At 41.3% G+C, this 12880-nt stretch carries 9 protein-coding genes, 1 tRNA gene and 1 CRISPR repeat array; of the genes, 3 read left to right on the top strand and 7 right to left on the bottom strand.

Annotated features, from left to right (window positions below; translation table 11 throughout):
* Positions 1 to 88: 88 nt before the first annotated feature.
* On the bottom strand, positions 89 to 2146 hold the full coding sequence (locus V7K36_RS32045; protein ID WP_335121872.1) for a potassium channel family protein: 2058 nt from the start codon (positions 2144 to 2146) through the stop codon (positions 89 to 91).
* A gap of 176 nt (positions 2147 to 2322) precedes the next feature.
* Positions 2323 to 3096: a glucosamine-6-phosphate deaminase gene (locus V7K36_RS32040; protein ID WP_335121870.1), complete on the bottom strand. Its 774-nt coding sequence runs from the start codon at positions 3094 to 3096 to the stop codon at positions 2323 to 2325.
* Positions 3097 to 3299: 203 nt separating this feature from the next.
* On the opposite strand from V7K36_RS32040, the gene V7K36_RS32035 reads away from it, so the two are divergent.
* Positions 3300 to 3998, top strand: a complete 699-nt coding sequence (locus V7K36_RS32035; protein ID WP_335121869.1) for an HAD family hydrolase — start codon at positions 3300 to 3302, stop codon at positions 3996 to 3998.
* 172 nt (positions 3999 to 4170) lie between these two features.
* Positions 4171 to 4242, top strand: a tRNA-Thr gene (locus V7K36_RS32030).
* A 288-nt stretch (positions 4243 to 4530) separates the two neighbouring features.
* Positions 4531 to 4925: a CRISPR direct-repeat array (repeat unit 37 nt; unit sequence CTTTCAACCCTCCCATCGCTGGAAGAAGGGTTGCGAC).
* Between the two features lie 447 nt (positions 4926 to 5372).
* On the opposite strand, the gene cas12k (V7K36_RS32025) is transcribed toward V7K36_RS32030, so the two are convergent.
* The gene (cas12k, locus tag V7K36_RS32025) at positions 5373 to 6074 is read right to left on the bottom strand and encodes a type V CRISPR-associated protein Cas12k (protein ID WP_335121867.1); all 702 of its coding nucleotides are present in this window, start codon (positions 6072 to 6074) and stop codon (positions 5373 to 5375) included.
* Complete coding sequence (cas12k, locus tag V7K36_RS32020) at positions 6034 to 6795, bottom strand: type V CRISPR-associated protein Cas12k (protein WP_335121866.1); 762 nt, start codon at positions 6793 to 6795, stop codon at positions 6034 to 6036. The genes cas12k (V7K36_RS32025) and cas12k (V7K36_RS32020) overlap by 41 nt, the downstream gene beginning before the upstream one ends.
* An 81-nt stretch (positions 6796 to 6876) precedes the next feature.
* On the opposite strand from cas12k (V7K36_RS32020), the gene V7K36_RS32015 reads away from it, so the two are divergent.
* Complete coding sequence (locus tag V7K36_RS32015) at positions 6877 to 7329, top strand: MerR family transcriptional regulator (protein WP_335121864.1); 453 nt, start codon at positions 6877 to 6879, stop codon at positions 7327 to 7329.
* Positions 7330 to 7340: 11 nt separating this feature from the next.
* On the opposite strand, the gene V7K36_RS32010 is transcribed toward V7K36_RS32015, so the two are convergent.
* The 3 genes from V7K36_RS32010 to V7K36_RS32000 form a co-directional block, all read right to left on the bottom strand.
* Positions 7341 to 10553, bottom strand: coding sequence for a type I restriction endonuclease subunit R (locus V7K36_RS32010; protein ID WP_335121863.1), 3213 nt, complete (start codon positions 10551 to 10553; stop codon positions 7341 to 7343).
* A gap of 278 nt (positions 10554 to 10831) precedes the next feature.
* Positions 10832 to 11680 carry a DUF3800 domain-containing protein gene (locus tag V7K36_RS32005; RefSeq protein WP_335121861.1) on the bottom strand — a complete coding sequence of 283 codons (849 nt, stop codon included), beginning with the start codon at positions 11678 to 11680 and terminating at the stop codon, positions 10832 to 10834.
* A gap of 136 nt (positions 11681 to 11816) precedes the next feature.
* Positions 11817 to 12665, bottom strand: a complete 849-nt coding sequence (locus V7K36_RS32000) for a restriction endonuclease subunit S (RefSeq protein ID WP_442948537.1) — start codon at positions 12663 to 12665, stop codon at positions 11817 to 11819.
* Positions 12666 to 12880 lie beyond the last annotated feature (215 nt).

Here is a 12880-nt window from a genome sequence, read left to right as displayed (position 1 = left end):
TTTCAGGTAAATAGACCACGCAGTAAGGGCACAGCATTGCTGTGCCCCTACGACAGATGTGGTTCAAATACATGAAAATAGCTGTAATTTAGCTATTTGATGGTTGCCCAATAAAGATTACATTTGCCAAAACTTGTATTTTTGTTAACTCGCGCACCAGACGTTGAGCTTGATGTTTATAAAGTGGTATTGGCAACACTATAGGCAAATTATTCATCCATTGCCTAGCAGTAGCGGAACTACATCCCGTAATTAGGACTATTTCTTCACTACCATACATAATAGCATTTGTAGTCAGAGCTTTTTCAATCTGCACCTGCCAAAGGCGAGGCAGCATTTCACCCCATTCAATTCGCTGTAAACTAGTGCTTGTGGCTAAAACAATCAAGCGATCGCCAGCATGAAGTTTAACATCATACCAGGGCATCAAGGAATAATTATCTTGCTGATATTTCTGGTAGAGAATCGGCACAACACTGTAGCCATAGGCTATTTCAGATAGAAGCAACCCATTGAGAGTATCGCCTTCTTCAATCTTGTATTCCGTCACCATGACTATTTGCTCGCTTAAGTGAAACAAGCTCAGAACATTTTCTCCAAAGGCGGCACAAGCAAAGACTTCCGCCGACAAAGCCGCACCACACAGAACTTGAGCATAGGGAAATAGAGGGGCGACATTATCACTAAATTGGCGGTCTTGAGAGCGGATAATCAAGGTAGTGGCGGGGTTCATTGCATGAGCCATCAAACCAATTTCCAGATTTTCCATGTTATCGTCCCCGACTAAAACGATGCTTTTGGCATGGGAGAGATTCACCTTAGTTAGTGCTTCGCTAGCATTGCCAACAATCAGGGGCATATCGGGTAAAGTGTCTGGGTCGAGAGTGTTAGGATGAATTCCTACTAAGGGCTGGTTGAGTTCTTGCAAAAGAGCAGCCACTCTCTGTCCCAAGCGATTTAAGCCAATAATCACCACATGGTTGCGTTGTGGGATGGGAGGATGGGAATTGAAAAACTGGAATCTGGAAGTGACAAGGGCATCAGTTAGTAGTGCATACAATACTCCTACGAAAGCTTGACCTGTCAACGTCAGCCCCAGGCTAAACAACCGCAACCACCAAGCCATATGGTCTGAAGGTTCTGATTGCGATGTAAACTCAACGCCGCCAAATAAATCTCCGTATCCTCCCAACAGCAAAACTCCTGTTGCATAGAAAGCTTCTTCGAGGGAGATGTGAGGATAATATAAGCGGTAAAGAACTATTCCAAGGAACCACAGAATAAATACAGTAATGGCATAGATTGTCCCAATTCGCCGGATTTGATTTTGGCTTTGGTAATAAGATTGCCAAAATTGCGCTAGTTTCTCCTTGAGATTTTTCGCTGTGATGCCTTGGATAAATTGTTGCCACTGCCACCTTTGGCGATGAGATTTCCGGTGTTGCTCAGATAAAGCCAAGTCGTATGCAACATCAATGTAAACTAGCGTGTCTCCTACCTGCACTTCTGCCTCAGGGTTCCAGCCAAACAATTCTTTGAGTGGGTCAGATGAAACAGGTCTGTGACTCAAGATGCGGCGAGTTGTAAGATTGAGTCTATGTACTGGCTTGCCATTACACCAGCTATCCTTCGCTTGTACCTGGTGCTTTATCACTTGCAATAGTTCCCCTTCTAAGGTGAAATATCCAATAGCTTCAGAGCCGAGGGCTGTCAGAGCGAAGGCATGAGCTGAGAGATGAGTCGGCTCAAAGGCGACAAAATTGCCGAGATTTTCCCACAAGAGTTTGTTGAAATTTTGTTTGTCGGAACGTACAATTAGGCGAATGTGCGGATTAAGACGTCGTGCTGCAAAGGCAGCTTCTATATTTATCCGCTCATTTCTGGTCACTAAAAGTATTGAACGACACTGGCTGATATCTGCCTGCTCTAGAACACTTGGCTGGCGGCAGTCTCCGATGATTAACTTTTCTAGTAAACTTGGTACTTCTGGGATTTCCCAATGTTCGGGCTGCACATCATCAATGGCGCTGACTTTAACATCGTACTCCTTGAGGACTGCAACACAATGTTGCCCTAAACTTTGGAGTCCGCATACTAAGAAAAGGTCTTGGGGTTTTTTGGGATTGGTGCTAGGAGGGGAATGCACTTTCTGTTGATGGCAGCATTCAATACTGATAACAGTATGTGTTTTCTAGGATTATATCTCACCATTGACGTAATCGCTGGAATTGGGTATTGGGCATTGGGCATTGGACATTGGGCTTGATGTTTGATACATCACCAAAGACTTTTAAAACATCCTCTGAGAATTGAGAGAGAAGTTTAAGAAAGCAAACTAGCAGAATTGACATCCAAAAATAACGTTGCTTGGGATTGTTGGCGGAGAATAGAAGCCGGACAATCTGTACTTATAGCTCCTTGCAACATTTGTTTTACCACATTCGCTTTACGTTTTTCTGGAGCCAGACAGATAATTTTTTTAGCTGAACAAATCGTTGAGATGGTGACAGTAAAAGCATACTGTGGGACAGTTTCTAGATTCGGAAAGTGACCTGTGCTTACTTGTTGCTGACGGTTCACCGTATCCAGCTTCACTAGTTTCAAACTATAAGGATCTTGAAAATTTGCTACTGCTGGATCGTTAAAAGCCAAATGTCCATTTTCGCCAACACCAAGGCAGCATAAGTCTATTGGTTGGGCTTGCAGTAGTTTAGTATAGCGATCGCACTCTGTCACTGGTTGCAATGTATCACCTTCTATATAGTGAAATTTCTTAGGAACAATCCGCTTCTCTACACGTTCTCGCATATAGCGCCGGAAACTGGCAGAATGGTCAGCAGGAATTCCCAAATATTCATCTAGATGGAACAGAATAATTCGTGACCAATCTACATCACCCAATGCAATCAAAGCATCGAGAAATTTGAGTTGGGAGTTACCTGTTGCTAATAATACAGCAGCTGTATCCTGTTGCTTGAGAACTTGCTGTAAATGCTTTTGTGCAATTTCGGCAACATCCTGAGCCATTTCGACTTCAGAGTTGTAAATCTGCACTAGAAGATCATCAACGCGAAAAAAGTTTGTAGCGGCTAGCATTTGCTTACACAGAAGGTTATCAATTATACGGCAGTTTGTTGAGATGCTCTACCTGTCTGCCCTTACATGGCTGATCCAGTATAGATTTTAGGATTTAGCACGACTTTTTGCCCTCTATTCACCAAAGAACAATCACTAAAGACAAAAAACAATGTAAACTATTTAAATTAAGTTAACAATTATTTACATTTTATCCAAAAATCATGCTGGCTGCAATTCTCTTTGACCTAGATGGCACTATTGTCAACACTGACCCGATACACTACCGAGCTTGGCAGAAAACGCTGTTAAATTACAGCATAGAAATTGACGAAACATTTTATAAATGCCGAATTAGTGGTCGGCTAAATCTAGAAATTGTCAAGGACATTCTGCCACAATTATCAGCAGCAGAAGGACAAAAATTTGCAGAGGAAAAAGAGGCGCTTTTTCGCGAACTCGCCCCGCATCTAGAACCACTGAGTGGATTTTCTGAACTACTAGCATGGACAGAGACCCATCAGTTAAAACGTGCATTAGTAACTAATGCCCCTAGATTCAATGCAGAATATATGCTAGAGGTTTTGGGAATAAAAGAAGCTTTCCATACAGTTGTTTTAGCGGATGATTGTATTGCAGGTAAACCCGACCCTGCACCCTACCAAGTTGCCCTGAATAAGTTGGGGATTACAGCAGAGGAAGCGATCGCTTTAGAAGACTCTCCCTCTGGTATTCGTTCTGCCGTGGGCGCAGATATCCGCACCATTGGTATAGCATCCACCCACGATCCGCAAGTTTTGCAGGAAGTTGGCGCATTTATGGCAATTCCAGATTTTACTGATTTGCAGTTGTGGACATTGCTAAACTCACTCATTGAGCCAAATTTAAGCGCGATCGCTCCATTAGTCAATAGAACGCTATAGCGATCGTTTGGATGTAAAATTCGGACAGCAACTGATAAAGCTAATATAGTCAGTCGCTCTGTGGTAAATTTCTGAAGAGACAGATATTTTTTAGCGATCGCAGCTAGACAAATCAGTTGATTATGGTAGAATAAGAAATTGTGGTTGCTATTTAAGAGCGAACGCGTAACTTGCCAGCATAGCACAGTGGTAGTGCATCCGACTTGTAATCGGAAGGTCGCGAGTTCAAATCCCGCTGCTGGCTTTCACAAATCTCGAATAACAGATTATTTATTTGTTGTTGTACAGTGACTAATTATCTGTCGTCGGTGACAAATTGTTGTCGTTGAAGACAAATTGATGTCACTGAAACTAGTTAAGCCTTTTTAGAGAATTAGTGACTAATTAATGTCATCTAATATAGAATTCATCACTCCTGTAGGCTTTAATGTATATGATATCAAGCCAGCAGCGGGATTTGCTTTCAACCCTCTTAATTCTTGGGAATAAATTATAACATCAGACAGAATAAGGCAATTTTATATCAAGTTGGTTTTCAATCCTCCCATCCTTGGAAGAAGGGTTACGACCTGAATCTCTATTCGTCAATCCCGCGATCGCCATAACTTTCAACCCTCCCATCGCTGGAAGAAGGGTTGCGACGATCGCGATCGCGATCACTCTCAATTACGTTCAACTTTCAACCCTCCCATCGCTGGAAGAAGGGTTGCGACATTTGAACCATCCCCGCAAGATATGCAATCTAACTTTCAACCCTCCCATCGCTGGAAGAAGGGTTGCGACAAGTATCTCGGAAATAGGAGGACACTATTTTTCTACTTTCAACCCTCCCATCGCTGGAAGAAGGGTTGCGACTTATCCTGATATCGATATTCGCTATGTCCCAATTGCTTTCAACCCTCCCATCGCTGGAAGAAGGGTTGCGACAGCCACTAGATCAAACGCCTGCCTAGCAAGGTTTCCAGAGCGTACTTGCGCGAACCTCGTCAAATATCCTTCCAGGATGTAATTTTTGAATTGTTCACAAAAGAAATTTATAACTAAATTCCTTGTATGGTAAGGTTTTCAGAGTTTGCGCGAATTTACTAGCAAATTTAACTTTGCTAAAAAGCGTCAAATGAAGAATTGGGGAGGGTTCCCCCTTGATCGGAGGTGATTCAGTAGCCACTACAGCAGTACATCCGCGCCCTTATTGCTGGGAGCGCACCTTATCCTGTCCGAAGACAGCAGCATCAGGGTGAGCAGCTACTAGGGTCAGAAAGCAAGACTGTATTGCTACAGTCAAACTAACCCTCATTTAACACAGTTCAGAGGCTGCAAGCAGCATGAACTGCGGCGCTATTTATTATTTTATTATCAAGGTTCAGATATTTGTCAACTTCGCCTAGCTAGGCGGAGATGATAAGCAGAAAAGGCTAATTCTTTTGCTTTTTCATTGGGACTGCCGCGAATAGGTTGTTTTCCCGCTTCAATCATGATTCCTATCTGAGCAGCTTTACTTTGAATGCTTTGAATTAATCTGCCATAGCTCCAGGAATGTACGTTAACTCGATACTGTTTGGCGTATTTTTGCTGAACTTCTACGGAGCCTGGACATTTTGCTTCGGCTATGGCTTGAATTTCACTTTGGAGAATCTCTCGCATATCCCCTAGCTTAGGCAAAATGATGCTGCCAGCTTTATAGGTTTGTGCGATCGCAATAATTTCTTTAGCCAATAGTCTGTCTACATACTGTCCTAACTCAGATGTACCAAATTGATTGGGAGAGAAGCTTTTTTGTGCTTTGTGGCGTTCGTGGGATGATGATCGCTGTTGTCGTCTTTGGCGATTTAGGAGTTCGTAATTGTCGCCAAGTAACTGGCGGATACTCCGGTAAGCTAGAACTTTGCCTGCGATCGCATCTATTACAACAACAGTTGCAGGTTTTTCTAGCCCCAGACTGACACCTACTAAAATGTGTGATTGACCTCGGTAAACGGGTAGACTAGGACGCTCAAAGGAATTGTTAATTCGAGTTAGCGTTGATTCTTTACGTTTAATAAAAGCTTGTTGTGTATCGCTTAAGCCACTTTTCATCTCGCCCCTTGGGAATTCGACTTGTTAGCTTGTCTATTAGCCGTTGAATTTGGATTTCTAGCTTACGGCGGCGTTTAGCAAATTTTTCGGGGTCTTCTTCTTTGTCATTAAGTTTACAGCCATTTTTCAGCAGATAACTGAGGGCGCTACGGCTGAGTATGTCGTCCGTTTCTTGGTAAGCATCAAATAATTTATGAGATAAGCTACGGTCAGGATTGGAAGCGGATGATTTTTTGGATTTTTTAGCCTTTCCTCTTTTAGTCAAAGGAGCATTAGAGTCAGATTCTGGCGTAGCCATTGCCAAAATCTCAGTAGCTTTGGTACGAATTGCCTCTAAGCTACAACCGCTAATTTCTACTAATTCAGTATCGCTGTTGAGCATTTCTAGCCAGCGTATCTTGCCATCTAGCTGCTGCTGTAGCCGTTTCTGTATGGCCAGCCAAGATTTATAGATGTAATCCACAACATGAATTGCTGATAGATACAAACGGCTGGGCTGACCTGTAAAGCTAGGGTCAGTTTTCAGGGGTTGGCAAAGTTGGTTAACAACAGTTGACGGTAGTTTGCCATTTTTTCGCCATTTCTCAAAATCTGGGTGTTTACTAAGCTGTTGAAGTAGTTCGTTAATTAGGGGCGTGTTCAATTCTGCCATTAACTTCCAGAGTTTTTGGCGGGTAGATTCACTGGCAATTAGGCGACATTGAATAGTAATCTGGCTCATAAAAATAAAATATCACAAAAACACATAATGTTGTACAAAAATATAATGTGTTTTAGGAGATGCTTGTATAGGATGATTCTTATGGAAGGAAAGTTCTACACAAGCACAGAAGCAGCAGAAATTACTCATTGCTCTCGCCGCCAGTTACAGTATTGGCGGGAGAAGGGAGTTATAGTACCTACGGTTAACAGTACTGGCAAAGGTCGTAATGTTTACTACTCCAAAGCTGACCTGTTGGCGTTAACGGTAATGGAACAGTTACTGTCAATCGGTTTAAATTTTGAGGTTTGCCATGCAGCGTTGGAAACACTGCGGGAACGGGAACCTTGGTTATTTAATGAGTCTGTCCCCGAAGAAAAGATGAAGCGGCTAATGTTATTACCCACGCGATCGCCTGAACAACCTTTACAACTGCTAGAGTTTGACAAGCAAGTGGCGCTAAAAGCACTTTGTCAAGGACAAACTGTGATTCCTTTCTGGGGCGATCGCATTCACGAACTATTGCACCAAAACCTCAAACGTTTTACTGAGTAATAGCAGCAAGATCACGCTGCATAAGGATGATTATCAGCACTCTCATACTGCTGATAGACATGGAGAAATACTACATTACTGAGGTTATCTACATCACTATCATCATAGGCATCTATCGGTAAGCCACTATCTTCGCTGTAGAGATAATCATAAATAAAACTTTTAATTGTAGCTTTTGTTGATTCCTTATCCCGCCAATTTTCCAGTTGCTTTAATTGTACTTTTACGGCTTGAATCAACAATTGAGCAACTTGTTTGACACGGTTTCTTGTTCTAGCATCTAAATTATCTTTAGAGGCGCAGAGTAAGTCAAAGACAGCTAAGTGTTCTTCACTTAAGCCTTCGCGGACAGCGCGGGTATCCTCTTCTGATAGGTCTTGAACAAGTTTTAACAATTCCTCAAAAGTTTGTTCAATGCTTACTCTGTCTGTTTCGCGGTTATAGTCTTGAATAATTTGTTGATAACATACGTAGTAGTCAATACGAGATGGGTTTTGTTTTAACATTCTCTGAAGTTGGCGTTCAACGGCTTCTTTCAGGCTTTGGACAGAAATATTTTTAGCTGGGGAATTGGCAAATTCTGCTTTTAATACATCAAAGTCAATCTTGCTGATATTGTAAATTTTCCCTGAATCTGCACCTGGGAGACGGGAAGTATCAACATTGATTAAATCGCTAACGACATTTTGTAGGGAATAAAGAACAGCATTAATGTCAACAGATTTTTTGTGCTGTTCTTGTAAATGCTTTTGGATGGCTTCTATAGCGTTATATTTGTCTTGATAGGGCGCAGTTAATTTTGGCTCTGTAATTAATGCCTGTTTCTTCTTGAAGACTTCCCTGGCTAGTACGTCGAAGCGTGCGCGGGATTCATCATTGGTACAGACTGCATTAACCGCACTGACTAGAGCCGCAATTTTATCAAATCTTGTCGATTCTACCAATTCTTGTAAATCAAAGCCCAGACTAGCAATGTGGTTAATACAAGCGTCAAGGGCAGTTGCGTAATCTGCCTGTAATTGATTCAGATCGTTGTAAGGTAAAATACCATCGTTGCTATCGTCTACATCTGTACGGGCATATCTGGCAAGGGCAGCACGTAAGGCTTTTAAGATACCGTTGTAATCAATTAATAAACCATTGTTTTTCCCCTCATGGACACGGTTTGCACGGGCGATGGTTTGCATGAGATTATGGCCTTGCAAGGGTTTATCCATGTAAAGGGTAGCCAAGCTGGGAACATCAAAGCCTGTTAACCACATGGCACAGACAATGGCGAGACGGAAAGGGTGTTTTTCCTTCTTAAATTCTTCTTCTAAATTGCGGTTTTTGATAATTTGACGGTGGGGAGTGATATCTAAACCCCAATCTTTAAAGGTTTTAACTTCATTTTGAGCTTCACTGATGACGACTAAATATTCTGTCTCCTCCAACCATTGCAAATGTTGTTGATGTTCAATGGCTTCTTGTTCATCAGTGGCTTGTTTAAGTAAGCGTTGCTGGTTTTGTATTGCTTGTTTCCAGTATTTATCAATCAACCCGTGCATTCGCACCGATGTAATTTTATCCAGACAGACAAGCATGGCTTTTCCTGTTTGCCAACGTTGGGTATAGTGAGCTACTAAGTCTTGAGCAATACGATCTAAACGTTTTTCGGCTGTTAGTATTAAATATTCTCCCCCCAGGCGACGATAAACAGCTTCTTCCTGTTCGCTGTCAAGGTTAAATTGTTCGATAGCTGCGGCTAGACGTTTATTTAATTCCTCAGAAGCGGCGACTTGGCGTTGAGTACCTTTATCGTCATAATATAATTCTTCGCCCCGGTTGTCGTAGTAAAGAGGGACTGTAGCACCATCTTCGACTGCACGTTGAAAGTCGTAGGTAGAAACGTAGTCACCAAAAACATTGCGGGTGAGTTGGTCTTCTTCTGACCCCATCAAGGGTGTACCAGTGAAGCCAATAAAAGAGGCATTTTCTAAACCCTTACGCATATTTTCCGCGAGTTTACCATATTGGGTGCGGTGTGCTTCGTCGGAGATCACGATAATATCGGAACGGCGGGAATAAATGTGATTGGGTTTATTGAATTTGTGAATTAAGGTGAAAACGTAGCGATGGTTATCTTTTAGTAATTCGTCTAAGTTGTCACCACCTGTGGCTTGAGTGTTGGTATCTTTGATAGCACCAACACCAGTGAAAGTTTTCACAATTTGGGTATCTAATTCTTGACGATCTGTAACGATGACAAAGGTGAAATTACCTATTAGCTGGCGGTGGACTTTGCGGGTCAGAAATGCGATGGAATAGGATTTGCCACTACCTTGAGTATGCCAGAAAACGCCGAGCTTCCCTTTCCTGACTTCCCGTTCTTGAATGGCGATAAAGGCACGGTTAACGCCTAGAAATTGATGGTTTCGAGCCAGGATTTTGATAGTTTTACCGCTACTGTCATCAAAGACGATGAAATTTTCGAGGATGTCGAGGAAATTATCTTGAGGACACATTCCCATTAGCATTGTCTGGAAGTCAACTTTACCTTTTTCTTCTTCTTCTAAACGTTTCCATTCTTGGAAGTAGCTATAAGGACTGGTAATGCTACCGACTTTTCCCACTATGCCATTACTCAACATGACTATGGCGTTGTAGTGAAAAAGTTCAGGGATGGTGTCTTTATAGTCGGTATAGTTGTCTTCGTAAGCGACCCTAACGTTGCGGTGGATGGCTTTGAGTTCTATAAATAGTAAAGGTATTCCGTTAACAAAACCGATGATATCAGGACGACGGGAGTAGAGGGAACCTTGAATAGACATCTCCCGCACTACTAGGAAATGATTATTTTCGGTGTGTTCAAAATCAATCACTTTGAGGCGGGGATTGATGGTTTCACCCTCTGAGTTTTTGTAGGGTTTCTCTGGGATACCTTCGCGGATGAGTTGGTATTTTTTCTGGTTGATGGTAACTAATTGGTCTGAAATATTGGATGTGGTGAATTGCGCGATCGCATCGTCGTATACTTGCTGTGGATGACCAGGGTTAAGTTTCTCCAGTGCTTGGCGCAGATAGCGTGTGAGGACAACTTCCCGTTTATCTTTGCGTCCTAGTGTACCGTTAGTACCGAAGGTTTCTTTTTTATATGCGTAAACTGAGTGCCATTTCAGGGTTTGTTCAAAGAAGTTAGCGGTAGTTTGTTGTACCAGGCGGTCTTCGGAATATTCGGTACTCATGGGGGTGATAGGTAATAGGAGTAGCTATTCTAAAAATAGCCTTGCTAATGGTAAAGTAGCAACTATCACTTATAATGCACGTAAATAATATCTATCTGATTTTTGGTTTGTCTTGTGGATATCCAGTCGCCACAATGTCAAATATGTTATTATTTTTAATTTAGTAAAATTTTGTTATTATATATTTACCCTGCTACTTGCGAAGTCTCAAGTTCCACTTGGGATACGCCCAAACGCAATCCTTCGGGATATGTTACGGGCATAGCAAGAGCGGGGCTTTAAATTTTTGAGTTAGATTTTGTTTTACTGGTATCTACACTAAAATCTTCAGGCTTAAATAGCCAGTGTCGGTATGGATGATTCCATTTGTTGGTAACATCTCCATGCACAGAAGTACTAACTCCGATATTAAAGCGCGGATATATTTTGCTAATGCGCTGGTAGATGTGAGTATAAAGTTTTTCTTTCGCAATTGTACGCTTGGCTCGAAATCTTGCACCATCTGGCTTTTCTTTGTGCTTATTGTTGAGCCTAAACTGCATTGCTCCCAAAACTACGTCTAAGTATTGTATTATTGGGTGGTTGTGCGATCGCACTTCAGCTATCTGGTTTTCGTCAATGTAAATACCCGCGCTTTCAAGCTGGGGATTTTTATTTAAACCGAGTAAAAACTTTTTCAATCTTTCAGCTTTTTCTCTTGTATCTGGAAGGTCATCCAAATACATCCGAAGCCTGATATTTTCATCTGTTTGATTAGAGTATTGCAGTCCAAAAGCGTGTTTAAGAAATTGATAATAAAGCAAAAAGTATTCGTTATCTGTCTGCTCAGTACTTAAATTGTTAGGAATATTACAATTCTGAGTAAACATGATTCTGATTTTGACGATATCGGCTTCGATGAAGTCAAAAAATGCTTCCATCAAACCAATATATTTATCCAAATATTGATATGTTACTTTTGACCATTTAATCTCGTTGTGCAAATTTAAATCATTTTTCTTCGCTATTAAAACTTTCTGGACTTCGCGCAAGTCCTGAGAACGTAGTAACGCACCACCATAAAAGTGAGAAAAGAAACGTCCTTTGTCAATCGATTCGTCGCAATAAATTATGTACTCTTTAGACAATTTCTTTTCTCCTATGGTGATGCTACCTGCTAGTTAATCACTAGTTGGTTTGTACTATTTATTTTTTCCTATGGTAATGCTACCAGCTAGTTAATTGCTAGTTAATTTGTACTATATTATCAGGAAAATCTTTAATTTATACAGCTATACTTCCATTTATGAGGCGAGGGAGGAGTACATCACAGGCTTCTTTGAGTTTTTGATTTTGCCAGCTTAAAAATTTTATTTGTTTAAAGATAGGAGAAGCAATATTATCAAACTTTTTAATAATATGAGAGGGTGGAGATAAAACTTGATACTGTTCAAAACAATCTGGTTTCACCCGTTGTCTACCATCTGAACCAGCCATACTATTGATAGCGTGCTGACGAAAATTATAAAACCTTGCTAGACAGTAAACCCAATAAGGCGTAACTTTAGTAGAACGCATAACAATAAATTCGGTTGAACCTGTAGCAACCATATCGTCATTGTCCATAAATTGAACAAAAGCTGTCTTACCATTTTCCAAGCATGGGGTAATTCTTGCTAATAATGTGTCACCGTTTTTAAACTTAGCTCCGCCGCCAACAGGTCTTGTTTCTACTTCACTAATACTCATTGACTTTGTAGATACTGCTTCCATTGGAACGTATGGTCTGATTTCGCCTTTGGGAGCAGAAGTTTTAGGATTGAAATCAATAATTTCGGTAGCAGATACTCTATTCCACCCCTCTGGAATGCCATCAATTACGTTCACTGACTCGTGGACGGGGAAGCGCAGATGTACAAACCATTCCTTGTAAAGCAGGTGGATGGACTCTTCCAGCAGTGCTATTCGGCGGTTGTTGTTGTCGATGAGGTGATCGTAGGTTGAGAGAGTATCAGCGATACGTTGTTGGGTTTTTGGTGAAGGTTTAATAATCTCCAGACCATGAATATGATTCCGATTAAGAGTTGGATTTGCTCCCCCAGAATCAAATCTCTCTAGTTCTAATGTTTTCAAAAAGTAATAAACAAACTTAGGATTATTGCCTTTAAAATCTTTGACCCATAAAGTTGTATCGTGAGGCCAAAAATCGCTTTCAATATAATATTTACAATGTGATGTTAGAGCAACAAAACCAAACTGCTGTAAAGTAAGTAGCGATCACATCCTCCTATCACCTGAAACCGTCACTGGGCGATCGCAACAACAACCTTTGCAACTGACAGAGTTTG

This window comes from Nostoc sp., from assembly GCF_036919555.1.
Lineage (GTDB): Bacteria > Cyanobacteriota > Cyanobacteriia > Cyanobacteriales > Nostocaceae > Nostoc.
This window is presented reverse-complemented; position numbering and strand designations above follow the sequence as displayed.